This window comes from Neisseria canis (assembly GCF_900636765.1).
In the GTDB taxonomy this organism is placed as follows: domain Bacteria; phylum Pseudomonadota; class Gammaproteobacteria; order Burkholderiales; family Neisseriaceae; genus Neisseria; species Neisseria canis.
In genome coordinates this window covers 1,860,759-1,885,139 of the sequence record NZ_LR134313.1, presented here as the reverse complement: position 1 = coordinate 1,885,139, position 24,381 = coordinate 1,860,759, and the positions used below count along the sequence as shown (strand labels likewise).

General features: G+C 46.2%; 29 protein-coding genes. 4 read left to right on the top strand and 25 right to left on the bottom strand.

What is annotated here, in order from left to right:
• Positions 1 to 14 precede the first annotated feature (14 nt).
• Together EL143_RS08965 and EL143_RS08960 are read right to left on the bottom strand one after the other, a co-directional pair.
• The gene (locus EL143_RS08965; RefSeq protein WP_085415829.1) at positions 15 to 533 is read right to left on the bottom strand and encodes a hypothetical protein; all 519 of its coding nucleotides are present in this window, start codon (positions 531 to 533) and stop codon (positions 15 to 17) included.
• A gap of 46 nt (positions 534 to 579) precedes the next feature.
• On the bottom strand, positions 580 to 1,125 hold the full coding sequence (locus EL143_RS08960; protein ID WP_232001270.1) for a hypothetical protein: 546 nt from the start codon (positions 1,123 to 1,125) through the stop codon (positions 580 to 582).
• Positions 1,126 to 1,209: 84 nt separating this feature from the next.
• Here EL143_RS08960 and EL143_RS08955 point away from each other — a divergent pair, with 84 nt between their 5' ends.
• On the top strand, positions 1,210 to 2,013 hold the full coding sequence (locus EL143_RS08955) for a lytic transglycosylase domain-containing protein (protein WP_158087818.1): 804 nt from the start codon (positions 1,210 to 1,212) through the stop codon (positions 2,011 to 2,013).
• A gap of 132 nt (positions 2,014 to 2,145) precedes the next feature.
• On the opposite strand, the gene EL143_RS08950 is transcribed toward EL143_RS08955, so the two are convergent.
• The 4 genes from EL143_RS08950 to EL143_RS08935 are packed head-to-tail and all read right to left on the bottom strand — an operon-like array spanning position 2,146 to position 6,556.
• On the bottom strand, positions 2,146 to 3,162 hold the full coding sequence (locus tag EL143_RS08950) for a CBASS cGAMP-activated phospholipase (protein WP_085415827.1): 1,017 nt from the start codon (positions 3,160 to 3,162) through the stop codon (positions 2,146 to 2,148).
• Positions 3,155 to 4,843 carry a ThiF family adenylyltransferase gene (locus EL143_RS08945; RefSeq protein WP_232001269.1) on the bottom strand — a complete coding sequence of 563 codons (1,689 nt, stop codon included), beginning with the start codon at positions 4,841 to 4,843 and terminating at the stop codon, positions 3,155 to 3,157. Before EL143_RS08945 ends, EL143_RS08950 begins: the two co-directional genes overlap by 8 nt.
• On the bottom strand, positions 4,815 to 5,333 hold the full coding sequence (locus EL143_RS08940; protein WP_085415826.1) for a Mov34/MPN/PAD-1 family protein: 519 nt from the start codon (positions 5,331 to 5,333) through the stop codon (positions 4,815 to 4,817). Before EL143_RS08940 ends, EL143_RS08945 begins: the two co-directional genes overlap by 29 nt.
• A complete protein-coding gene (locus tag EL143_RS08935; RefSeq protein ID WP_085415825.1) occupies positions 5,333 to 6,556 on the bottom strand; it encodes a CBASS cGAMP synthase in 1,224 nt (407 codons plus the stop codon). The genes EL143_RS08940 and EL143_RS08935 overlap by 1 nt, the downstream gene beginning before the upstream one ends.
• Before the next feature lie 243 nt (positions 6,557 to 6,799).
• Between EL143_RS08935 and EL143_RS08930 the strand changes: the two genes are divergently transcribed.
• Positions 6,800 to 7,060, top strand: coding sequence for a hypothetical protein (locus tag EL143_RS08930; protein WP_126326716.1), 261 nt, complete (start codon positions 6,800 to 6,802; stop codon positions 7,058 to 7,060).
• 23 nt (positions 7,061 to 7,083) lie between these two features.
• Here the strand turns inward: EL143_RS08930 and EL143_RS08925 are convergent, their stop codons facing one another.
• Positions 7,084 to 8,016: a SprT-like domain-containing protein gene (locus tag EL143_RS08925; protein WP_085415824.1), complete on the bottom strand. Its 933-nt coding sequence runs from the start codon at positions 8,014 to 8,016 to the stop codon at positions 7,084 to 7,086.
• Positions 8,017 to 8,178: 162 nt separating this feature from the next.
• On the opposite strand from EL143_RS08925, the gene EL143_RS08920 reads away from it, so the two are divergent.
• Positions 8,179 to 8,925 carry a DUF5131 family protein gene (locus tag EL143_RS08920; protein ID WP_085415823.1) on the top strand — a complete coding sequence of 249 codons (747 nt, stop codon included), beginning with the start codon at positions 8,179 to 8,181 and terminating at the stop codon, positions 8,923 to 8,925.
• Positions 8,926 to 8,955: 30 nt separating this feature from the next.
• Positions 8,956 to 10,233 (top strand): three-Cys-motif partner protein TcmP, encoded by a 1,278-nt coding sequence (locus EL143_RS08915; protein ID WP_085415822.1) that lies wholly within the window; start codon positions 8,956 to 8,958, stop codon positions 10,231 to 10,233.
• Positions 10,234 to 10,283: 50 nt separating this feature from the next.
• On the opposite strand, the gene EL143_RS08910 is transcribed toward EL143_RS08915, so the two are convergent.
• The 18 genes from EL143_RS08910 to EL143_RS08825 all read right to left on the bottom strand — a co-directional run bounded on the left by EL143_RS08910 (position 10,284) and on the right by EL143_RS08825 (position 24,207).
• The gene (locus tag EL143_RS08910) at positions 10,284 to 10,709 is read right to left on the bottom strand and encodes a hypothetical protein (RefSeq protein ID WP_085415821.1); all 426 of its coding nucleotides are present in this window, start codon (positions 10,707 to 10,709) and stop codon (positions 10,284 to 10,286) included.
• A gap of 67 nt (positions 10,710 to 10,776) precedes the next feature.
• Positions 10,777 to 11,523 carry a DUF1281 family ferredoxin-like fold protein gene (locus EL143_RS08905; RefSeq protein WP_085415820.1) on the bottom strand — a complete coding sequence of 249 codons (747 nt, stop codon included), beginning with the start codon at positions 11,521 to 11,523 and terminating at the stop codon, positions 10,777 to 10,779.
• An 86-nt stretch (positions 11,524 to 11,609) separates the two neighbouring features.
• Positions 11,610 to 12,359 (bottom strand): DUF1281 family ferredoxin-like fold protein, encoded by a 750-nt coding sequence (locus EL143_RS08900; protein WP_085415819.1) that lies wholly within the window; start codon positions 12,357 to 12,359, stop codon positions 11,610 to 11,612.
• A gap of 175 nt (positions 12,360 to 12,534) precedes the next feature.
• On the bottom strand, positions 12,535 to 13,275 hold the full coding sequence (locus EL143_RS08895; protein WP_085415818.1) for a hypothetical protein: 741 nt from the start codon (positions 13,273 to 13,275) through the stop codon (positions 12,535 to 12,537).
• 75 nt (positions 13,276 to 13,350) lie between these two features.
• Positions 13,351 to 14,121: a hypothetical protein gene (locus tag EL143_RS08890; protein ID WP_085415817.1), complete on the bottom strand. Its 771-nt coding sequence runs from the start codon at positions 14,119 to 14,121 to the stop codon at positions 13,351 to 13,353.
• 67 nt (positions 14,122 to 14,188) lie between these two features.
• Positions 14,189 to 14,554 carry a hypothetical protein gene (locus EL143_RS08885; protein ID WP_085415816.1) on the bottom strand — a complete coding sequence of 122 codons (366 nt, stop codon included), beginning with the start codon at positions 14,552 to 14,554 and terminating at the stop codon, positions 14,189 to 14,191.
• Positions 14,555 to 14,787: 233 nt separating this feature from the next.
• Complete coding sequence (locus tag EL143_RS08880) at positions 14,788 to 15,345, bottom strand: hypothetical protein (protein WP_085415815.1); 558 nt, start codon at positions 15,343 to 15,345, stop codon at positions 14,788 to 14,790.
• A 310-nt stretch (positions 15,346 to 15,655) separates the two neighbouring features.
• A complete protein-coding gene (locus tag EL143_RS08875; RefSeq protein ID WP_085415814.1) occupies positions 15,656 to 15,865 on the bottom strand; it encodes a hypothetical protein in 210 nt (69 codons plus the stop codon).
• Positions 15,866 to 15,931: 66 nt separating this feature from the next.
• Positions 15,932 to 16,279: a hypothetical protein gene (locus EL143_RS08870; protein ID WP_085415813.1), complete on the bottom strand. Its 348-nt coding sequence runs from the start codon at positions 16,277 to 16,279 to the stop codon at positions 15,932 to 15,934.
• Between the two features lie 89 nt (positions 16,280 to 16,368).
• Positions 16,369 to 17,475, bottom strand: a complete 1,107-nt coding sequence (locus tag EL143_RS08865) for a DUF6094 domain-containing protein (protein WP_232001268.1) — start codon at positions 17,473 to 17,475, stop codon at positions 16,369 to 16,371.
• An 88-nt stretch (positions 17,476 to 17,563) separates the two neighbouring features.
• Positions 17,564 to 17,779: a hypothetical protein gene (locus EL143_RS08860; protein WP_085415811.1), complete on the bottom strand. Its 216-nt coding sequence runs from the start codon at positions 17,777 to 17,779 to the stop codon at positions 17,564 to 17,566.
• A gap of 198 nt (positions 17,780 to 17,977) precedes the next feature.
• Entirely contained in the window at positions 17,978 to 18,262 is a 285-nt protein-coding gene (locus EL143_RS08855) for a hypothetical protein (protein ID WP_085415810.1), read from the bottom strand.
• 471 nt (positions 18,263 to 18,733) lie between these two features.
• The gene (locus tag EL143_RS08850; RefSeq protein ID WP_126326832.1) at positions 18,734 to 21,016 is read right to left on the bottom strand and encodes an SNF2-related protein; all 2,283 of its coding nucleotides are present in this window, start codon (positions 21,014 to 21,016) and stop codon (positions 18,734 to 18,736) included.
• A 253-nt stretch (positions 21,017 to 21,269) separates the two neighbouring features.
• Positions 21,270 to 21,521 carry a hypothetical protein gene (locus tag EL143_RS08845; protein WP_085415808.1) on the bottom strand — a complete coding sequence of 84 codons (252 nt, stop codon included), beginning with the start codon at positions 21,519 to 21,521 and terminating at the stop codon, positions 21,270 to 21,272.
• A gap of 245 nt (positions 21,522 to 21,766) precedes the next feature.
• On the bottom strand, positions 21,767 to 22,438 hold the full coding sequence (locus EL143_RS08840) for a hypothetical protein (RefSeq protein WP_085415807.1): 672 nt from the start codon (positions 22,436 to 22,438) through the stop codon (positions 21,767 to 21,769).
• A gap of 103 nt (positions 22,439 to 22,541) precedes the next feature.
• A complete protein-coding gene (locus EL143_RS08835; RefSeq protein ID WP_126326714.1) occupies positions 22,542 to 23,078 on the bottom strand; it encodes a hypothetical protein in 537 nt (178 codons plus the stop codon).
• A gap of 84 nt (positions 23,079 to 23,162) precedes the next feature.
• Positions 23,163 to 23,489: a hypothetical protein gene (locus EL143_RS08830; protein ID WP_085415805.1), complete on the bottom strand. Its 327-nt coding sequence runs from the start codon at positions 23,487 to 23,489 to the stop codon at positions 23,163 to 23,165.
• Positions 23,464 to 24,207, bottom strand: a complete 744-nt coding sequence (locus EL143_RS08825) for a hypothetical protein (protein ID WP_085415804.1) — start codon at positions 24,205 to 24,207, stop codon at positions 23,464 to 23,466. Before EL143_RS08825 ends, EL143_RS08830 begins: the two co-directional genes overlap by 26 nt.
• Between the last annotated feature and the right edge of the window lie 174 nt (positions 24,208 to 24,381).

Sequence of the window (24,381 nt, the reverse complement as noted above, 5' to 3'; positions counted from 1 at the left end):
CAGGCCATCTGAAATCAGGAGTTCGGATAGGCAGTAAACAGTACTATGGCTAGAACGGCACACAGAATCAAAAATATCAGAACTTGGTGCAGCCTATAACCGCTTTTATGCCGGTTGTTTTTGACATAGTAGGCTTTTTCTCCCCGGTGATTATTCACGGTTACGTTCTGTTGGATGATTTGTCCCGGTGGTGCAGTTTCCTGGAACTGGGGTGGTACCGCATCGGCTTTAGGCCGTTCGGCTTTTTTAACCATCAGGACATCGTATGCCCGCCAAGGATTCGTCCGTTTCGACAGAGTTAATTCGACCTCGTCGCCATGGTGTAGGTAAACGTAGTCCCAATCTTTGACTGAAAATCCGGCCGGTCGGTTCCCGTTGTCTGCTTTACGGACGAGAATGTTTTCGGGCAAAAGTATATCGTTGGGATGGAAAAAGCAATAATTATTGTAGCCGGGAGCAATGCGGATTATTTTACGGCCATTTTCCATCACTTCTATTCTGCCGTATTGCCTATTTTTTGGAGTATTACTCATGATGTTTTGTAGTCTCCCGTATAACTTATCGCCTGCCCCGTGTCTTTTAGCGGATGACCCTGACCGAGCGTAAATGGTGGAATTTGCCGTTTTTCAGTAAAAAATAATGATAACCGAACCGGCTGCTGCCCGTGTTGTCGTTCAAACGGTCATCCATACAACCGGAGACGATTACCAAATTGCTGCGCGGGTCGGAGCGGAAATCACCGTACTCTTCCGACGTGCCGCAGCCCATAAGTATATTGCCCAAGTATATCGGCGTTCCGGTGTTGTTGTCGATGGCACCAATTCCGACACAGCCGGAAGAGCCGCAACCGAAACCGAAAGTAGAGTATTTGCCCGCCGCATTGGGTTTGTTTTCCGCCAATACGTTCGTCAGGCGGGTTTTAAAAGTCCGTGCGTAGCGGTTTTTGAGGTTTAGCGGTGCGCTTTTACCGTTAAACCGGTTTTTGGTGGGATAACCGTCAAACCGGTATTCCCGCTTTTCTTGAGCGGCCTCAAATTGGGCTGCGGTCATGTTTAGCTCAGGCCCGGCAGATGCCGGTAATGCGGCTGCCGCTATTAACGTGACAAAAATGACTTTGGGTTGCATATCGGTAAGCTCCTTGTTTTTATATTGTTGCCAATATATCATAATATGATATGTTATGTATTGATTTTTGAAGGGTGTATCCAAATGAACAAACTGATTTGGGCATTAACTGCCGCCCTATTCCTGCCGACTTTGGCGGAGGCAGGCCAACGCGAGCGTGTCGAAAGTTGTCTGAAAGGCCGTAAGCAGCCCCCATCCTGTCGCAACATGCTCGCGAACTATTGGAAGCACGAATCGGTAATCGAGCGCGTAGCCTGTTTGGAAGGTGTGGATCCGAGACTGATGAAGTCATTGATTGCTTATGAAAGCATGTACGACAACAAGGCCGTCTCACCCGTCAGTGCCACAGGACTGACCCAGGTGATGCCGGCAACCGCCATGAGCGAGTTCGGCCTAAACCGAAGCCGCCTGTACCACCCTGAAACGTCGGTACGCGCCGGGGCACGCTATCTGAACAAAATGCACAGACAATTCGGCCGCCTGGATTTGGCCTTGGCGGCTTACAACGCAGGCCCGGGAAAGGTCAAACAAGCCGGGAACCGGATCCCCAATATCGGGGAAACAAAAGCCTATGTAAGCAATGTAACGGCTTTGTACACAGCATTCAAACAAAAGTTTCCCGACCAACAGTGTGTTGGCCAAACAGTCAAAGCGGCAGCTACAACGCCTGTTCAGACGGCCTCAACCGGTGGCCGTGTTGCCCTGCCCTCTAAACCGACATTCGGCAGCTATGGCGCCACAAAGCAGAAACAAGCGGCTGTACATACGGCTAGATCCGTTACCCGTAATAACGGCGGTGTGCGGTTTTCTCAGCACGGTGGGATGCAGTTTGGTAGGGAAAACAGCCGCATGGGATCTGTATCTGGAAATGGGATTTACAGTAATTGAATACTGAGTTCATTTTTGGCCAAACCGTAACATAAAAAAGCCGTCTGAAATTTCAGACGGCCAAACATATCAGGGTTGGAGGAAGGTATAATCCCTTAGTCAAGCTATTTTAAATAAAGAATATGGATGTATTTAGATATTCTGATCTTCAATGTTGTTCCATTGTCCGTAGAAAAACTTTGCCCTTGAAACCTTTTCTTTCAGAAAAGCTGTAATGCTGTCTTTACCTAAAGCCTCTTTTGCCGATTGATCTGCATTGCCGACAAGTATTTTTTTAGCTTCTTCAGTTGTCTGATCCAATCCGACAAAAGGAACAGAACTGTGAGTTAAAGTCTCATCGATAATAACCAAATTATCCCCAATACGATGTTTAACCATTTGTTGCATGAACAATTGCTGGGAACTTAAGGTAATATCCATAATATTTTGAGGCGCTTTTGTTGGGTTTCCCTCCCCCCAGTCGAAAAGGCCTCCCTGATTTCTTTTTGGATTGACAGTTTTTTTTGCTGACATGGTGCCTATGGATAAAATTTTAATGTGCTCTATCGGTTGTTTAAAAAATATTTCGGCCTCATGCAAGCCAATCAGACTAGGGCTGTTCGCAAATAATCCACCATCGATAAATTCGCTCTTCCCTATGTTATGTCTCTGAAAATAAGTCGGAGCTGCCGAAGTAGCCAAAGCTACATCAATAATTTTTTGTTCCCAGTCCATTCTAAATGTGGGATGGTGGGGTGTTTTGAAAACAACGGGCTTTCCGGCTGTATAGTTGATAGCAGGAATGGCGACTGGGTGTTTCAAACTGCCTATCAGATCATCTTTGAACCAACTTTGTAATATTTCCCGCAAAGCGGCAGAACTATATTTTGCTTTTGAAAAGTAACCCCACGACTGTTTTTTAAAAATATACTCACCCTGCTTATCAAATACTCCAACGATTTTATCTGTGGAAATTTCGTATGCAAGAGCCAGTGCAATAATGCCGCCGATTGATGTGCCGGTTATCAGGTCAAAATAATTTGCCAAACAATCATTAGGATTCTGTTCTTTTATTTTTTTTTCAAGGTGATGTAAAACCGTTGCTGTATATAATCCTCTATAGCCTCCACCTGATAGAGATAATATTTTAAATTCTTGTTTATTATTCATGTTCTACTCCATAAAAAGGACATAGGGGATTGACTGGGACAGAAGAATCAGGAATTTGTTTTCCATGATAATGCGAACTGTATCTAGTTTGATAGTTGTTAACGACTTTTCCCGTTTCACACCATTCTAAAATCATATTGACACCCAATGAAGCCGCCATCATCCCGCACGAAACCGCATAAGGAGTGTAAGCAGAACACACACCTACGCCTTGTTCTGGGGAGAGATCGGCTACAGGGATATAGTCGGGATGAAGACCTGAACCAGATGAGCCAAGGCAGGCAATACAAGCTTTAAACGGATGTTGCTGGCTCGGTTGTACCCATAAGCCTTGAACACATTCTCCGTTACCGAATACCCACAAATGAAGAATGATTGGCCGCTCGGATATAGGAATGCTTTGAACTACTTCATTGATATACTCTTGAACTTCGATACTGCCTGTGGCATCGATAATTAGGTCGAACTTATTTCTTTGAAAATCGTCTGACGAATAGTTATTAATATTACGATTGTCTGTTTCAATATGCTTTGCTTTATAAAAAGTTTGTTTTTGAATATATGCTTTAAAAGCCGCAGCTTTATAGTGATAGTCTAAATATTCAAAGCCCAATAGGTGCCTTCCGATATTTTCAATTTTCAAAGTATCATTATCTACTATGGTAAATTTTTTTTCCAATCCAGCCCCGATTTTAACTAGGGCATCGGCCACATAGCCGCCTACTGCTCCCAGTCCGACTTGAAAAACCTTTTTATCCAACAATCCTTGATTAAATTTAGTTGGCAGATTGCGTAAAACACTGGATTTGAAATCCACCAGCAGAATATTGTGGAATGTGACTGGATTTTGTAAAAGTATAATATTATCTTGAGATTTTAAACTCTTGCCTTCTTCTCTCGGCCACTCAAAAGCAATTCCGGCAAGGAAATTTTTCCATGAAATAACCAGCTTATTCAATGGTTGTTTCTTTTTCAAATGATGCATCAATATCCCGTAGGCATTGTTATCCCATTTTTGGATGCAATTAATTAATTTCTCGATAGTTACTTTGTTGGAGCTATTAAGAAGACTGGTGAAGTCGGGCTTTTTATCTTCGCTGATTTCTAAAATAAAAATTTCTTTTTCACCGTCGAATAGGAATTTTGGCTTGCGTTTCATAAGTGGCCATTGTTTCACTTCAGGATTGGTTGCATTAACAAGCCCAATAATTACACCGCCGAAGTCGACTGTATATTCCTCAACATATTTTTCTTTATCAACCAATTTAGAGAAAAATGTGTACAAATATTGCTCCACGAGAGCAACAAGTTTTTTTAAATCAGTTCGTGGAACAACTGACTCATTATCCAATTGGTAACAAATGGAAAAGAGTTTTTCATTGATATAAAGTATAGAGCTAAGGGTTAAATGAGGTATTGGTTGCTTTATATGAGAAAACTGCATCTGTAATCTGTCCAGTTGTCCAGACGAAAGATAGACTGATGGGAAACTTAATAACGAGAAATCGCTAAAATTAAGTAAGAACTCTATTGAAGTATTCCCAACATCAATTTTCTTTTTGAAAAATAATGGATAGTCTCGATTTGTATTATAAGCGTTACAGGATATTTCAGTTATCGAGACTAGCTTGTAGCCAAGTGGTATGAGGGTTTTAATAATTTTGCTTCGAATGTTGGCCATTTTTCAATATCAGATCAAAGAAAGTACCGTTTATTTGGATACTCAACCAATCTCTTGAACAGCTCTCCGTTCCCAATATTACAAACAAACGGGTATCTTGCTCGAAATATCTGTTTTCGGGAAGCATTCTCCAATTAATATGATCGGTTAAAGATGGTGTTGGCTGTATTTGGGGGTGTGTGTGCCACTCCCCCAAATAATGAAGTTGATGGTTTGATTGTAGGTTCAACCGTTTCAGAGTATGGAAATTAAATTCTGCCGACTTCTCCGTTCTTATGCACCAGAAGCGATTGAGTTCGTCAAAAGGTGTAGGGATAGTAGCAGCTTTTACCCAAAAAGCAGTCGGCCAAACCAGTCCTACCAACAACCCCAAGGATTCCGGCTCATTACCGGATAGGGTTTGGCGGAAGGCCGCCAACTGGTTCAAAACAGATATATCAATCCGTACTTTAAAATCACAGTCAACCGCTACCCATTCGAGAAATTCCATTATCCTTGCCGTAGTGGTGTTTGTGAAGTTATGATACTTTGAACCAATGGGGTGGTATCGAAAACGTCTTCTTTTCGGGATATTTCAATTAAACCGGTGTCTCTTGGTATTCTGTCGCCCCATTGCCCTTCCATATAATTAATGATTTCTTCTTTGTCAGTACTCAACAAACTGCTTAAAAAATTGTTGTATAGGTCATCTGCTCGCTTCCTAGCATACTCTCGTTCTTCCGGATTCATGCGATTGAAATCTTCGAGTTCATGTTCCTTTATGCTTTCGTATACATCTTTGGCCAAAGTTTCCGGCAACTTCTCTAAAACATCGGCTAAAGCTAAGTCATCACGACTTTCATTATATGAATAATGCTTACAAGCAATAATCATCAACAAAATGGAACTTGGTGCACCCGATTCAAAAATCCAATCCCGCCACGCTTTCAGATATCGACAAATACTACGTAACTGTTTTCCATTATCAGGTTGCATTTCCAATTTATTGGAAAACCACTCCCGGATAATTTCACAATCACTGGACTGCCAGCTTCCATCCCGCTTGGCCATATGGATAGTTGTGATATTTTTATTTTCGAGTGACTCGAAAGAATCTTCAGCAAAATCAATCGAGCTTAGTTGATAATCTTGTGTGTACCACTCGTTCAACATAACTCTGTTTGAAGCAGAGTCGTATTTAGCAGCCTCGGCAGCCAACATTAGAGTATTTCTCTCGACCAAAGAATCAAACATATTATCGGGAACTGCATACAGAGGTACATCCATATGGGCATTCGGTTTAATTTTTATCCGAATACAGGTTGATTTGCTTGTGTCTAATTCCCATTCTTCACTTTGGCACAATTCTTCCAAGAATTTTTCCGCTTGAGCAAAATAATCTTTTGCCTGAGTGCTTTCACTTTTCGAATTAAAGCTGGTAAATGCACTAACGGGAAGATAGATACCATAATCAACATCCATCTCTTGATCGGGTCTTGCAGGCAGGTTGCATGTGCCATAAGCCCAAGACCCTTGCACTCGGAATTTGGGGACGATGTTCTGTATCCCCTGGCTTTCCAAATATTCTTTCATTTTAGATTTCAGACAAGCTCTGACTTTTGTTTTTGCTTCATTTAATACTTTAAAATCAGCGTCAGTCGGATGAATGCGGAACTTAAAGCCAATATGTCTAGCTGTGAAGATACGGTGAAGGTTGTTGTAGTTTTCCGGCATGACAGTATCCTTTTTGAAATAGTTCAAACGGATACTATATATGGGTAGTCAAAAGAATTTAAAAGAGGGATTATATTAAATTTAAATATATAAAAATCATATATTTAATAATTTACATGTAAGTTTTTCATTTTCTCCTTTGATGAAAATGTGCAATATAATTTTGGAACAGGCATAAAAGCGGGAATGAAAGTAGAAATTTTGTGATATATTAATATATATTACTATTATATTTTCACTGCCATGCCAAGGCCATTTAAAGAACGTACACATCAAGAACTACTCGAAGCAGCAGATAAACTAAATGAACAGCGAAAAGCCGCTTCCAAAAAATACGGCGATAAAGTCCTCCGTGAGGGCGGGATGCGTGTGTCTATGTTGCTTGAAAAAGAGTATGCGGAATTATTTGAAGTTTTGATAGCTGAACATGGCAGTAAAAAAAAGGCTTTCGTTTTTCTTTTGGAAAATTACTTGCAACCGAATGCCACAGATGGAAAGCAATGAGGCGGCGAATTTATCGCCGCTTCTCAATTTTCTACATCGGAAAAATCTGGAATTGCATCATTCACTTTGACAAAAGCAATCTTGCATTTACCACACCACAGATCCAATGTAGGTTTACCCCACGCCCTGTCACCACAGCATTGGCAAACATAAGCGGTTTTACGTTTGGCCGATGCTTCTTTTTCGCGGCTCTCTGTGAGTTCTGCAACATCAATGTCAAATTGGTCCGAAAAAGGCTGCATCAGCGAAATCTCTGCTGCAACATAGGCATCGGTATCAGCATCTACGTCGGCCGCCGGGTTTTCTGTTTCGTCATCATCGGTTACAACATTATCGGCTATCGATGTTGAAATGCCCTGCTCTGTCTCCTGATGCTGTATAGCACTATAAATTGCCCCAGCAAGCTCTGTAATCGCTTCTTCCACCTGCGTGCTGTTGTTCCTTATTTGACAAGACTCTGTTTTGGCATAACGGTCATAGAATGGCAGTTTATAGCCCATTTGGGAGAAGACAACGCATTGAAGATAGAACGCTCCGTTTTTAATAGGGTAGTCGCTCATCTTTTGCCCGGTTCGCTTACCACCGGGTTCCCCTGTGCTGCTGGGCATCAAGCCGATTGATTCCATCTTGTCCGCCCATTCTTTGTTGTGGTAAGTGCGTTGGCTGGGTTTGCCGAACTCGTGCTGCCATAGGTGTACCATTTCATGCACTAGCGTTTGCATCAATTCCAACGGGCGATGGGTAATGAAAAAAGACGGATTAAGCGCGATTTCATGAACCTGGGTTTTACCGCTGCCCTGCTGCCATCGGTTGCTTGAAAAATAACCCATCACATTGCTGTCACGCTGCAACGTGAGCAAGCAAGCCGGAAGTTGGCCGTTGAATAAACGGTCATTGAAAAAGTCGTAAGCATCCTGCACGAATGTGTACATCTGCATGGTGGGCTTGGCGGTCATTACATTGCCTTTTTTTATATCGTACGATATAATTTTAAAACAAAATTTTTAGAAAAACCAGTACAATCAATTACTTTTTTGATTACCCAAATGCAATGTTAAAATATAGCCGGTCAAACAGGGACATTGCCTGTATGAGGCCGCAGGTCGGAGTATTGAATCATGGCGAATACAAGTAAAATCGAGTGGACCGAAAGAACGTGGAATCCGGCGGTTGGCTGCACGAAGGTTTCACCGGGGTGCAAAAACTGTTATGCGGAAACCATGGCTTGCCGTTTGAAAGCAATGGGTACACCGGGCTACGAAGACGGTTTCAAGCTCAAGATTTTGCCGGCCCGCTTGGATGAGCCGTTAAAGCGTAAAACACCGACCACCTATTTCGTCAACTCCATGTCGGATCTGTTCCATGAGGAGATTCCATTTGAGTTTATAGAGCAGGTGATTTCAACCATTGAGCAGGCTGATTGGCATACATTCCAGATACTGACCAAGCGTGCCGACCGGATGGAGCAGTTTTTTATAAACCGTGCGGTTCCGAAAAATGCGTGGTTGGGAGTAACTGTAGAGGATAAAAAATATGGAGTGCCTCGAATCGATAACCTGCGTCGCATCAAAGCAGCGATCCGTTTTTTATCAGTTGAACCTCTCTTGGAGGATATAGGCAAGATTGACTTGACCGATATTCACTGGGTAATTGTTGGCGGTGAATCCGGTAGCCGAGCAAGACCGATGAGTATTGAATGGGTGGAGAATGTGCGTTTACAATGCGAAGCCGCCGATGTTGCCTTTTTCTTCAAGCAATGGGGTGGATGGGGAGCCGATGGAAAAAAACGTGCCAAAAAGGCCAACGGTAGAGAATTGAACGGTCGTACTTGGGATGAAATGCCTCTTGTGCAAATACCATCATAAGAATAAACAAAATATTTACGAAGGAACACCATGTCGTATCATTACTATGACTGGAAGAACGGCCCCGCCGAAATCCAGCAACACAGTGTGGCTAAATTAAACGTCTTGGAAGCGTATCTCATTCAATATCTTAAAACCTTGGCCAGCCTTCCCCAGCAAGATGTATTTAAACTCACTTTGGTGGACGGTTTTGCCGGAGGTGGTCTTTATTATCACAAAGATACTCAGGCGGAGATTCACGGTTCACCATTGGTATGCCTTCATGCCGTCCAAACCTCTGAATATCTGCTCAATCAAGGGCGCACCAAACCATTGGTGCTGGATGTGGACTATTTCTTTGTCGAAGAGAACAAAAACACCTACAATCATCTGCTTCAGACGCTCAAGTTCAAAGGTCACAATCCCGATACAAACGATAAAATACATGTACAGCATGCAAACTTTCTTGACCGTGTTAACTCCATTATTGAATTTATCAAGAAGAAAAATCCCCGTAATGGCCGTTCGATTTTTATTTTAGATCAGTATGGCTATTCCGACGTCCCTACGGATTTAATCAGAAGTATTCTGAACAAACTGCCCAGTGCGGAAATAATTCTTACCTTTAGCATAGATTCGTTTATTAACTTTGCAAGTGGGTCGGAAACGACCGCTGACTTACTGAAAAAGATCGGCATTCATGCACCGGAGGTCTTTAATCCCATCAAGCTGAACGAACTCAAACAATCCGATAAGAATTGGCGTTTTTTTATACAAAGTTCACTGTATAAGAAATTAATTACTGCCTGTGATGCCAAATTTTTTACTCCGTTTTTTATACGCAATTCCGGCGGGCACGGTGATTATTGGTTGATTCATATGTCCCAGCATTTTAGAGCACGCGATGTTATGGCCGGTGTCCATTGGCAACATCAAAATCATTTTATCCATTACGGTGCGGCCGGTTTAAATATGTTTAATTTGGTTGGGTATGATCCTAATAGGGATGATAATTTTAGTGGCCAGTCTTCATTAGGATTTGAGTTCGACAATGTAGCTAGAGTGGAAAGTATTGTCCAACTTTCAGAACAACTTCCCGGGTTGGTTTACGCCCACGAAGAAGGCTTGAGTTTTGAAGCACTCTTTTCTCTAACTTGCAATGGCTCGCCCGCCTCTTCAAATATTTATCGCGATGCTTTAGGAAAGCTTATAGACGAGAAAGAAATCGTGGTAGTAGGTGCGGACGGAGCCATTAGAAGAAACGGTCAAAATATCAAGAATAGTGACCAAATCCTGCCACCGATTCAGAGAAACTTGTTCAGCCTTTAAATTTTCCGATAAAAAAACCGCCCGTTTAAAACTGGGCGGCTTTCAACTGCTTAAATGGATTTCAGATAATAAATGAAGCCATTGGCATCAATGCTGTCAGGCCAAAAACCGATAAGATCAAATGACATTTCGGCACCGCTTTCATCATCTCTGAAAACAGCCGTCATGTCGCGATAGTCTCCTTTGCTGCAATCAATTTTGATTTGTGCGCGGGTGACTTTGCCGTCGAAACCCGGGCAGTCTATACTGGCTTGAATCGATACGGTGGTAAACAGACCTTCATTGGCCGTTGCCACCGAAACTGCATGACGCAGTTTCTCTAAAGGGATTCGGATCATTGCTGCCGGTACTTTGATAAACCAGCCGGGAATGTCGCAATACCACCAACCTGACGCATCCGAATCATTCAGCAAATCCAATTCCAGATATGCTAGGCTGCCTAACAAAACCGGTGTGAAAACGGGTGGGATTTTCATAAGTTTTTTCCTTTTAAAAAGGAACAACCCACCAGGGTTGTCCCTGTCGGGTTGAAAAATAGATAGCTTAGTCTTCGTCCCCATCGGAGAAACAATCTTCGGTCATGCCGAAGTGCTCGATACAGAATGCCTGCACTTCACTTTCTTCACACATGGCATCGATCAGTTCGCTTCCGACGTTGTGGTAACGGCCGGCGAAATACATGCCCAGCTCCATATAGCACGCATTCAGCGACAGTTCCGGATAGGCCGCACAGATGGCACGGTAAATGCCTTCCGGCGGCGACCAAGCTGTTTCAAAGTCGATAAAGATGGATGTTTCAGTTACGGTGGCCGATTGGCATTCACCGGCGTTCCATTTGGTGCCCCAGTGACGGATACGCCAAGAATACCAGCTCAAATCACCGTAGCGCTCAATATTGCTTCGGGCCTGTCTCAATACAGCCGTATTAATTTTGCACAGATCCTGCAAATGCAGTTCGTGTTCGAGCAGTAACTTGACATCAGCCACGGTGGCCGATTGCCAATCCAGCCAAGGGGAGAGCTGCTCCTGAAGCAGTTTGTAATGGTAGCCGTATAGTGATTTCTCACATTCGGACACCACCATGTCGTTACCCAGTCCGAAAAAACGCAGACTTTCGCTGACATGATCCAGTCCTTCAAACAGCAACTCTTCCGGCATAGGGGATATACCGTTAAAGTCAAACTTAGGATCACCGGTTTCGGGGTCGTATACAATGATTTTTCCGGCCAAATCTGCGATTTGTGCGGCAGGGCCTTCAATTTCGATAAAATTGCTACACCAATTGGGCATAACGGTCTCCTTAAAAAAACAGGGGCGGTATGCCCTTTCGGGGCAAGCCGCCCCTAGGGGTTACAGATTAGAAAAGTGCTTTACGTTTACTCGTCATAATCAAACGACCAGCCGAAGTGTTCTTCCGCAAAACTTCTGAAATCTTTGTCATCACAGGGAAAGTCTTCCAGGAAGCCTTCTGAAGCGGTGTAGGTTCCGGCAAACCCTCCACCTTCATCGATGTAGAGTATCTCCATTTCCACATCAGGAAAGGCTTCGGTCAGAGCACAAAATACCGGAGCCGGCGGTGACCATGCCGTATCAAAAGTGATACAGAATGAAGTATCCGACCATTCCGACAGATACTGATGGTAAGCATTCCACTTGGTTCCCCAATTGCAGTAGCACCATTCATACCAAGTCGGGCAGCCGTATATAGCAAGATTATGCTGAATTTTCTCGAGATACTGCTGGCTGAGGCCGATTTTGGACAGCAGGCCGGGTTCTCCGGCAACCATTTCTTTCAGACGGCCTACCGTATCTGTTTCCCAATTAAGGTGCTCGGAAAAATGTTCTTTCAACCGCCGCGTGATCAGCAGTTTTTCCATTTCTGCACCGGAAAGCAGCCAGTCATCTTTCAACTTCAGCCAGTCTTCAGCCCAAGAGGACGTTGAACCGCATTCAATGTTCAGGCTGTCAGGCATCGGTAATATACCGTTGAAATCAACGCACATATCAGGCAAATCCGGATTGGTTTTGCCGTCAGGTGCTTGGTGCCGGAACCATACTGCTTTCAGCTTGGCAACGGATTCTTCCGGACCTTTGACGGTCATGATGTTGGTAACATGATTAGGCATAGTTTTTACTCCTGTAAAAAACAGGGACGTATTACCCCTAGGGGGCAATACGCCCTCTAGGGGTCAAAAAAAGAGCCGTGGCCGTTTTGAACGGCTGAATGATGGTTAACGGCAGCATTCGGACAGATAACGGTCTGTCAGCCGTGAAAAACAACCTGAAACGTTGTGGCGGATATCACAGGGCTTTAGCGAGCTGAAAGAACGTATCTGCCGTAGCTTCAGCCCATCTCCGGGTAATGATTTGACACAAATTACCACTCTCAATAAGGCTGTCAGACAGCTCAAAGAGATGCAGCTGTTGATCGGACAACCAACGGTTGACCGTATCCCTGTTACGCTCATATAGCCAACGCAAATCGGTTTCCGACCAGCCGCCAATAATCTGCCGGACGTTGCCTTCATTCCAATCACAGTTTTTCAGCAAGTAACTGAGATCGTCGAAACCGGGTACATCGGTATTGTCGGGCAATAGCATCAAATCTTCCGGCTGATACACCTCGTAATCATCCAATAGTGCTTTCAGCAGTTCATAACGGATGGATTCAGCTGGCAGCACAGACAGAAACACGGTCTCAGCTTGCTCGCGGCTGAGCTTGTCGGAGAAAAAACTTTCTTGAAAGTAATCCATCCATTTCTCAACCGAAATAGGCTCGTCGGCAAACACGACCGCTGTGAAAATGTTGCTGTCGCGGTACGGCCAATTGTCTGACATGGTGTTGTGATGGATATACTCGCTAACCTCTGTTGCATCGGCTGCAATGCCCGGCGGATAGCCTTTATCAGATAAAAAATCGCTGATTTGATCCAAAAGTGCCGGCCACTTTTGTGACACGGGAAATGTTTGGCCATTCAATGCTAATGCTGCTGCCTCGGCCAATTCTTCTTCAACGCTCATAGTGATGATAAATGTTTTCACGGAACTTCCTTTCATAAACAAAGGAGAACCGTGCCCACTCGGGGCCGGTTCCCCGAGGGTTAATATCAATAGCAATCAGTCGGTCGGTTCTTGCTCAACTTGGCAAACGATTTCGGCCGCCCAATTGCAAACCACGTCGGCCAGTTTATCAATTAATGAATTGCTTTCCTCTCTGCCTTCATCAGCATAACCCCAAAGGTCGAGCTTGGTTTGAGCCATCCAGCGATTGATGGCTTCGACATTCCGACGATAAAGCCATCGGAGATCTTCCCTATCCAACTGTTGCATATAGATAAACATTTGCTCAGAACGGTCGGATTGGCAAGGTCGGTCTTTCAATAGATAGGCAATATCGGTATAGCCCGGAACGGAGCTGTCGCGGAGCACCAATGGCGGATCGTCATCGGAAACTCCGTACCTTGCACAGATGTCATTAAACATCTCGTAAGTGACATCAGCACTTCCGTGCAATACGCCGCTAAAGACCTCGTTGCAATAATCAGGCTTAACACGGTGATGGAAATCCTCCCGGCGGAAAAAATCGATCCAATCCATGCAGTCCATGGGCGTATGGGTATAGACAACAGCCGAATGCTTATTGGCATGTTTGGTAGGCGTAATGTCGTGCAGGTTTTCATTGACAAGGTACTGTTCTAAAGTCAAAACGGATGAAACAGTATCCGGTTCAAAACCTTTTTGCTTTAAGTCGGTGTTGACCATGTCTAGCAGCCATGTATCATCGCCGTTACCTTCATAAACTTTACCGTTCACGAGTTCAAAGGCGGACAATAATTTGTCGTAATCATAGTCAGAGTTAAACCAAATGATATAAGGTGTTTTTTTCATAATAACCTCCTGTAATAAATGCAGGGGGTTACCCGTAGGGGTAATCCCCTACGGGTTGAAAAAATGGTTATTGAAAATCGCCGAATACTTCCAGCAATCCATAGCTGTTATTTTCGGCCGAAGCAACGATGGTGTACGGCTTTCCATTCCAAAACACAATATCGGTTTTCAGTATGGATAAAACGGCATACAGCAGCTCATAAAGAGCTTGGCCAACCTCAACGGGTTTGACTTGTTCGGTCGGTGCCAACTGGACGGAAGAATCCGACAATTGATAGCGGGTTGAAATATACATTTCATCGTGAAACCGTGCGACGGCATTATGCTTGGCGGGGCCGCCTTCCATAAAACCGTCTAACACGGCTAGGATACAGTTGCGCTCTGTTTCGCTCAGTTCTAAGCGAAAATGAAAACCTAAAGGGTCGGTAAACATTGTTTTTCTCCATGAAAACGGAGCACTCCCATCGGGGCGGTGCCCCGTGGGGTTGATAAAAATAGCCGTGGCCGTATTGAACGGCTGAATGATGGTTAACGGCAGCATCCGGGACAGAAGACAGTCTGTCGGCTGTGAAACAGGATTTTCAGACGGCCTGAAAGTCCAGGCCGTCTGAAAAACCGCTGTTACGGGCTTGGGGGACGGCTTCCCCGAGGGAGTTGATATAAAAATTAGAAATATACGGCCCGTACCCACCGGCAGACCACCTCACGGCGGAGACCGGCGGCCGCTACTGAGCCTTCCATCACATCTTCAACGCAATATCCGAAATCGTTAATTGTCAATCCGTTATTAGACTGCCAATCGATGATCAGACACCGGTAACGACTGAAAAGCCACAAAATATCGGCATCGGAGAGCACGTCCGAAATCATGTTGACAAAGTCCTCGCTGTTGCCTATCGGTACGTTGCGTAACAAATAAGCAATATCTTGCAAGACCCCGTGAAGCTGTGAATCGAGGGGTTCGCAGTGGGCGAAAAATCCGACATAGCTGTTATAGCAACGGCTCGGCCCTACTTCCAAATGGTTGATGTTGTGTATAAATTCGCTTATCGGTTCGATACGGTTGATACAATCCGACGGATGGCCGTTTTTCTGCATAAACCGTACCAATGCCTCCAGCGCGCTCTCATGAGCCTGCCATGGAAGAAATAACTTCCGTGCCAGATCAGCAGCTTCCTCTGCACGTTCATATTCATCGCTAAACCAAATGATGTAGTGTTTCATGGTGAATCCTTTCATTGAAGCGGGATACACCGCCCCATGGGGCGTATATCCCCTTGGGGGTGGTAAAAAGTGCCGAAGCACGGTTGGTAAAAGAGCCGTGCCGCCGGGGCGGCTGAATGATGGCTAACGGCAGCATTCGGACAGAAGACAGTCTGCCGGCTGTGGAACAGGTTTTTTCAGACGGCCTGCGCTTTCAGGCCGTCTGAAAAAACCTGCTCGAGAGCAGGTTGGAGACAGACACCCCGGGGTTACGGGGAACGTCTGACAATTTGCAGCTCGCAACGGTAAACGACTTCCCAAAGGTATCGGACTAAATTGGCATTGGGCGGGACCGGTTGCCGCTGCGTCTGATCAAGTCGTTTGTTTCACTTTCGCGTTTGGCAATAAAACAATCGCTGTGGCTGGTGAACAGATTCAGATAATAGGCGGCGGGAAGTCCGGATTGCCGGGCACGTTCGGCAGCACTCGGTACCAGTACGACGGGTTCGCCGCAAATGGTGCATTTACGGTGTTTTTCCATGATAGGGCCTCTCAAAGAGAGGGTCTGCCCCATGGGGCAGACCCCATGGGTGGAAAGGAAAAGGGTTTAATAGTCGTCGGGGAACAGGAGCGTGGTGGCGCTTCTGTCCCATTCGGTAATTACCCATATTTTTTCGCCGGCAACGGTATAAACCGACATGATGCGGCCCCGCTTTCCGGGCTGGAGGGCCAGACGGTTCAGTTCGGCATCATCGTCTGGCAGCTCTTCGTCCCAGCCCACACCCCGGGTATGGGCATTGACCAAAATAACCGCCCAAAGATCGCGGTCAAGCAATGCCTTGGGAAGGTTTTCATTTGCCCAGTTGTCAAGATGGGTGGTGATTACAGTCTGTCCGGTCTCGAACAGGGCGGGTTTGAGCCGCTGCATGGCGGCCAGGTTCAGCAGTTCCTGCATGATGTATCCTTTCAAAAAAGCACCGGATATACCCCTGCGGGATAGGCCAGGCAGGGTGGTTAAAAGCAATGCGGACGGTAAATCCGCCGTTATTTGATGGTCAGTACACGGCCGTAATCCGGGGATCCTTCAGTCAGGTTGACCGCACGGATACTCGGTACAAAGCGATCGGTAGCTGTCAGGGTAACAATCAACCGGTCTTTGGCATCGTACTCTTCCGACTTGGTTTCCACCCGGGTTTTATGGGTGGAGCCTTTGACCAGCAACCTGCGGCCGTCGGCGGCGGTAACGATTCCGTTTACCTGACCGGCAGCCAGTGCGAGCGCTGCGTGCCATTGTCCGAGCGCGCATAACGGCCGTCTTTTTTCCGCCGCTGCGGCCGCACCGAAATATTGGCCGAAATGCGGCCATAAAGTACGACTGCGCTGCTGCTTCAGTTCGCCGGCCAAAATATTCTGTTCAAGTTTGAAACTCATGGGGCGGAATGTTTTGCCGGTAACGGCGGGGATGCGGTACAAAATATCACCGGGTGTCTCGCAGCCGGGTGCCGATGCAAAATCCATCAGCAGGCGTTGTTGGGCTTCAGCCAGCTTTTTGCCGATTGTAGCCCTGTTCTTCGGACGCACGGCGGTGATGACGTACTGGCGGTAAGTATCCACAGCTGCCCTGAACATCCGCACGTCGATGCAATGGGTGGCGATTTCGTAAGTGAGGTGCTCTGTCAGCGCGGCCTCCGGCACAATCAGCAGCAATACGCCGCCTACCTGCAACGTACCGAACGTCTTGGCGAAGAATATTTCTTCGAGGCGTTTGGTCCGCAGGTTGGAAAGTTGATCGGTGGCCGTGAAGCCATAGGGTGGGTTTAGAAACAGCAGCCCTACCCCGCCAGCCTGCATGGTGCAGTTTTCAACGTCGGCGCAGATAACGTGGTTCAGACGGCCTTTGGCGGCCTCTGCCCGCTCTGCATCCAGCTCGATTCCGAAACTGTGGCATTGCGTACCACCTGCTTCCAAATAGCCGGCCAACGTTTCAAGGGCGTGCCCTTCTCCGCAGCAGGGATCGAAAATCCTTATCTGTCCGCCGTCGGCGGTAAGCCTGGAGGCAATGGCCTGCAAAGTGCCGTAGTCGGTGGGGAAGTACCCGTTGTCCCGGTGGTTGTTTGCCACCCGGGGGTGCATGAGATGGTTTTTTTCCATAATGGTCTCCATAAAAAAGCGGAGACCTGCCCTAACGGGAAGATCCCCGCAGGGTTGGATGAAGCGGCTCAAGGCCGTCTGAAAAGGTTTAACTGAATTTACGCTCCGTATTGCGGATTTGGCGGCGGAAGTTATGCAGTCCTACGAAACGGCTGCCGGGACTGCATGGAATTGCGCAGATTCCGCCGTTGATATGCCTCAATGCCGCATGTTTGCGGCGGCCCTTTGGAATGTAAAACCAGTTGCCTGATGCGACCAATTTCTTAATGTATTGGTCATAGTCTTTATTGCTACTGTACAACATAGCAATCCTCCAATGAAAATCCCGCACCGGACGCACAGGCGTTCGGGCGGGATGGTTTTAAAAGTACCTTGCGGTACGGTTATCGGACGGTTTTTTCGTCGTCTTCATTCATGACTTTATTTCCGTACCATGCAATCAATGCACAAATACACAACATGAAGACTGCAAAAAAACCAACTGCAAATGGAAGACCCATGTTTAATCCTTTCTCTTTTTGGCCAGGTGCCGTAACGCATTCGCGCCCCAAGCTCCAGCCATAATCGCGGTTATCATACTGCACACCATAAACCATCTCAAACCGACGGAATAGGTGCCGAATAGAATCACCGCAGGCAAACCGATGATGGCCGCTTTTACGACATCATCTAGTATTTTTGCCCATGAATCAAGAGTTTCGGACAAAACTGAAAACCGGAAAATAGGATTTTCAGATCTTGCTGCCCGCTTTCGCTTTTCAGCCGGGGGCAGTCTCGGTTTTGACACAAAATATCTCCTTTCGTTTAAAACGCGGTGGAGATACGCCTCCCTTTGCGGGGGTACGTGCTCCCCACAAGGGTTGGTAAAAAGTACGGTTAGACCGTACGGTAAGAAAAGAGCTGCAACCACAGGAAGTGGTCGGACAATTTCAGCAGCAGTGCCCTGACAGTAAAAACAGACTGTCGGCTGTAAAAACCGGTACAACATGCTTTTTCAGACGGCCTAAAGTGTAGGCCGTCTGAAAAAGCCTGCTGATGCAGGCTGGTAAACCAAGGTGGATTTTCTTGATTAAGAATGTATCCACACGTTGAACAGTTCATCGTTTTTCAGTTTGCAAAACTGAGAAGCGGCTGCAACAGCTGCAGGATTGGGTTTTGATTCTGCCGGAATAAAAACCCATAAACGGTTGTGTTTGAACAAATGAGGCTTACATTCTTTTACTGCTTTCATGTTGAAGTACATGTTTTACCTTTCTTACTAATTAGCCTGGGCTTTCTCGATAAGGCGTTTGGCCAACTCAACCTCGATCGAATCTTCGGACTGATTGAGGATGTCCAAACCTGAATCAGGCATATCGCCGGATGTAGATTGGCTGACGGCGATTTTCTTGCCCATGAGTTCCAAACAGATTTGCTGCGCGGTTCCGTTGTAACCTGCGAAGTACACCTCTACCCCCAGCTTTTGGCCGATACGCCATGAGCGGCGGGCAGCCTGCATCAGGGTATAGACGTTGTATCCGGTTTGCAGGAAATAGATGGTCGGGAATGCCAGCAAGTCGAGGCCGGTTTTCACCAGCTCAGGATTGCAGATAACCACTTGTACACCGTTCTCCAACTGGTTTTCCACCCAGTCTTCGCGTTCGTCTGCTTTAACGGATGCCTTCATCACGGCGGCTTTGATGCCGTGCCGCTCGAGTATCTGTTTCAGACGGCCTGTGGTGTCGCGGGTGTCTGTGTAAACCGTATAGACCAGGCATTTTCTGCCTTTGGCCAAACTGTTTTGCACCACATCGAGCATATCGGCTTCCTTAGGCGACAACTCGTCTGCTTCAAACTGCGCATCGGTACGGTACAGTGTTTTTCCGCTGCTGCGCCAATATACCTCCTGTTCTTTGTAGCAGCAGTCTGGCCAGGACAGCAAAGCACTCATTACAACGCCGGTAAGGGTGTTGTCATGATGAGTAAGCGCTTCTTTGAGATGCTTTTGCAGTTCTCTCTCCATCTGTTCGTACTCCATCTTTTGGGTTTCGGTCATTTCCACCGGCCGGAAAACTTCCCGGTATTCCGGCAGAACACCCTCGCCCAAATCACGGAGTTTCAGAAACACCGTTATCGGCAGCACATAGCGCATGATGCCCAACGGCGAAAATCCGGGGGCTTTGGCCGTGCGCACTTGGTTGCGCTCCGCTTTGGAACTGCTGAACGCCCCTTCACTGTACTCCCTACCAATATGACGGACGATTTCCTTCAATACGCCGTGCTGCTTCATAAACGCCATGCCGGCCGTGCCTAGTGTATTGGCTTTGTTGTAGACGTAACCGTCTTCAATCATCATCTGCGGCCATAAACGCCATAACAGATAAAAAAGGTCTTCTGCGTAGCCACCCATCAGGGTGCCGGTCAGACAGAGCACCTTTTCGGCGCAGCGGGCCAATACACCCAGGGCCTGCCCTTGTGCAGTACCATAGTTTTTGTACTCATGCCCCTCATCCACAATCATTAACCCGAAGAAATGCTTGGGCAGATAGCGTTTGATGAATTCGGTCGGCTGGTAGCCGCCACGTCCGAGGCTGAATTCGGCATTGCCCAAAGCACGGTCGATGCGGGCTGCCTGTCGTTCGTTGAACAGAAAGTCTCCGCTTTCATCCATCAGATTCGAAAACGCCTGAATGTTGTTTTCGAGAATGGAAGCCAGATACTCCTCTCCATACAGGCCGATGAGTTTTTCCGCTGTTTTAGGACCGATGCCCGGTAACGATGTGACGGTTCTGAGCACGCGTTCGTATACCGAAGGCGCGATACCTTCGGAAACATCTTTGCGGCAAAGTGTCCATAACGGCTCACCACATAACCGCCCCTTAACGGGTTCCCGCTTGCAGAAGCGGCGGTTTTTGGCCAAATCATTTTTCAGCTTTTGCTCCGACGCATATGTTTGGCCGTCTTCATCCCTTATTTCACCACCGCATTTGGGACAATAAAACTCGGTAACAGCATAACCTTCCGAAGCGCCCTCGCCAGGAATCCATCTGCGGCGCGTCGCATAGGATGGCCGCCAATGGTAGCCCATGCGCATCCGTACACGCCCCATAATGAAAAACTCGGGGACTTCCGGTTTGCGGTCAAGTGCGCGGATCTCCAACAGCTTGGCCAAGGTGTCTGTTCCGTTGAGTATCCATACCCGTGCATCCGGGATAGTTTTGAGGATTTCCCGCCGCCATTTGTACACAAGGTGCGGGGGACTCAGCACCAGTGTGCGGTGCCGGCCGGCATGATGCAGCGCGGCCGCCGCCGCAATCGACATCATGGTCTTACCCGTACCCATTTCAGCGTTGATGATGGCAGCCGGCTTGTCTTGGACGGCAAGCTGCTGGAACACCGCCCGCACCACTTCGCGCTGAGCGGCAAAAAGCGGCCGCTCCAAAGTATCGAGAACGGCTTCGGTTTGTTGATAGGTCTGACCGTAATAGATAGGTCGGTTCTGTTCTGTGACTGTTTGAAACAAGCTGTCGCCGAAGTCGCTGAGAAACTGCGTCAGCGGCATATCGGAATCCGAATCGGCGGTAGCGTCCGTATCAACGGCTTCTTCGATCAGCTTGTTGAACTCACGGATGATGTTTTGGTGTTGGCTATGAGAGATCACACCACTCAGTTCTTTATAAAGCTCTTCGTTACTGATTAAGTGGTTTTCATCGAAATCGTTAGGTAGATTTGGGGTTTGCATGAATTTCTCCTTAAAGAAAAACGGGGCAAACCCCGGGCGGGGCTTGCCCCGCAGGGTTAAATGAAAAGATTGGTTACAAGACAGTCAACTCGCGCCCTTCTCTGTCTGTCATACGGATATCCGTACAACCTTCAAGGGCAAGCTCCAACAAAATGTTAAGTACACCGTATTTACCATCTACCGAATCCGGGAAACAGATACCGTTTGCAACGGTATCCTCCACCGGAGATTGGTAAGTAATGGCGCAGTTCTGAGCCGGTATTTTAATTCCGGGGAAAGGTTCGCTATGGACTATAAACGGATAACCGGGATTAACATGGGGCATGACATTACTCCTTTATAAAAGATTGAAAACAAGAGGAAATCATGCCCCTTACGGGAAGCATGTTCCCGACAGGATTGAAAAAAAGCCGTATCCCTTGCGGGACTCGCGGTGTTTAACGGCAGCGCGAAAGACAGATAACGGTCTGTCGGCCGTAAAACAGGTTTTTTCAGACGGCCTGAAAGCAAGCACTCTGAAAAAACCTGCTTAAGAGCAGGTTCGATCAGCCAAAATAGCTATTACCGTCTTTACGAATGACTTTCCGTATATTGACCGAATGAAGGCTTGTATATACGTTGTTCTTCAGAACTACCGTCCATCGTATATGTATATACTATTTCGGTTGCCGGATAGAGGGTCATTAGCTTAATGATCACCGGTATTGGTGGAGTTTCAGATGAAAATGTGCAAGCTATGGATTGTCCCCGTTGCCACACGGTGTTTTTATATGGCTTCAAACAGCTGTTCCAATTAGATTTACGCCATTCTGATCGCGTAGGAAAACCTGTATCCTTAAGATTCATCCTAATACAAATAGCGTTACTTCTGCTCAGTCCAACTCGATTAAGTACGTTTTGAAGCTCAATCTCGTCTTGGCCAATACAATAAGGCGGATAAGGCAACTCAACTGCATCTATGAGAGTATCCAAAGTTAATGTAGTGTCAAATCCATTTTCACTCAAATACTTCAATAAGTCCTGATTTTCAAATAATTGCTCTACAATTATTGATCTATCTTCATTGAGTATTTTTAAAATTTCTGGATAAAAAGATGTATTTAAATTTGTCCACATCACTTGTGGCTCAGGAATAAGTGTTGCATAGACTAAGTATCCCTTTTCAAAATGTCGGCAAAGAATATCTTTTGCCATTTTTTTAGTTGGGCAAGATATTTGAAGACGATTTTTACAGATTGTCATGGTGTCTCCTTGTGGTCGGTATGGAGACACCCCCTTCGGGGCGTGTCGTCCCCGAAGGTTGCAGGAAAAAGTGCTGGGCACCCGGTTTGAAGAAACCGTTATATCAAGATTGCAGATATGCGGTTGGATCGATAGATAAAACAGTTTTGCCGCCACCCTGTCCGTTAATTGACATCGGAAACTCACGGTAGCGCGGATATCGCTCCAGTATCTGCTCAGCCATCCGCCTCAAGGCTTCACTTTCACCCTTGATTCGGTAGTGTGCCAATATCAGATTAAACAGATACCAATGCTGCTTATCCAAACTGGCTACACAGTGCAAATACACTCCTGAGCAACGGTAGCCGAAAGTCAGGCTTAATATGGTTTCCCTGATAAATGCGGCAGAACTGTAATCACCGAAAATCATGGATGAAAAACCATCAAATACAGAGTGGTCAGTATTTTCTTCGGGATTACACAATCCAGCTGCTTTATCGGTGAGTGCGTAAAACAAAGCCGCTTCTTTAGTGGCAAATTCCGGAGTTAAACCCAAAACGAGTTCTCCGCCGAGATTGACTAAATCACAGCCGAACAGACCTTGATTCGGTTCTTTGCTGATATGGATTTTCAATGTTTTTTCATCGGTATAAATCATCATGATGCTCCTTAAAAAATAAACGGAGCATCATGTCCGGGGACTGATGCCCCGACGGGGTTAACATTACAAAGTTGCAGGGAAGAATCAGGCAATAGTGTATTGAGCGATTGCTGCCTCAAACTGCTTGTAATCACAGATAATTGTATTATTAAGAGCGATATGGGTATCGATCGCATTAACGAAGTAATTAACCTTACACTCAGGCCATCGTTTCTCAACAGCGTCTTTTATGCGGTCTAGAACGATAAATTGGCAGATGTTACCGAAATGAGGCATTGCCTCATTCTCCTTGGCGAATGCCCAAACATCCTCCATTAAATCTTCTGTCGATCCTGGCTCTAAATAATCAAGTATTTCCTGCCACTCTCCCAAGTTATCGCTTGTGTCAAGATACAGATAGTCTGAAAGCATGATATTTCTCTCCGTATGAATACCAAGTTTCACCGTTGTTGAAACGCGCCGATACACGATACTCTTCGCAATATGGCTCAATAAGTTGTTCATAACGCTGCCAAAGCACCTGTTCCAGTGCTCGTAAGCGGTTTTCAATGCCGCGCCTGTATCGGGAGGTTTGGGCTTTGGTTGCCATGCTGTAATCAGCGTACTCTTCAATGATGTAATCCACAGCTTCTCCCGGATCACCATCACCGTAGTTTGCGAAGGTAGCGTATGCCATGTCAGGTATGGACAGTTCCATGTACTGATCAAGATTACAGCCGTCGTAGTAGCCGTGGCGCAAAACCACCGCCATTTCCAACCGGATGACTTCACCAAAAAACATGGTTTCCGTCCAAATTTCAGCCAGTTTGATACCGCCGAAATTACGGTCTGAATATTTCCCGTTATCGTGAGCCGACATCATGTCAGAGCGGATTAATAAACGGTTAACTCGGTGGCTTTTCGGAGGAACACCTCTGTCAGATCCCAGTTCGTCCGCTCTGTATCTCAAGTCTGCTATGAAGTTTTTCGTACGAAAGTTTAAAATATTCCGAAGGCTTTCATAGTCGTCTTCATGCAGCTTGTCGTTTTCGTCCATGCCTTCATTGTATAACTCAAAGTCAAACTCGCAGGCAGACAGTCCGGACACAACATTTAAACGGTGGTTAAATAAAAAATTTGCAGTACCCATAATGGTTCCTTTCCTTAAGAAAGGGGATACCGTGCCCTTTGGGGAGTGATATCCCCAAAGGGTTAATAAAATTGATCGGGCAGAAACTACTATTTAGTGGTAGCTTCTTCCAAAAGGCTTTATAGACTGATAAATAGCCGTGGCCGTATTGAAACGGCTGAATGATGGTTAACG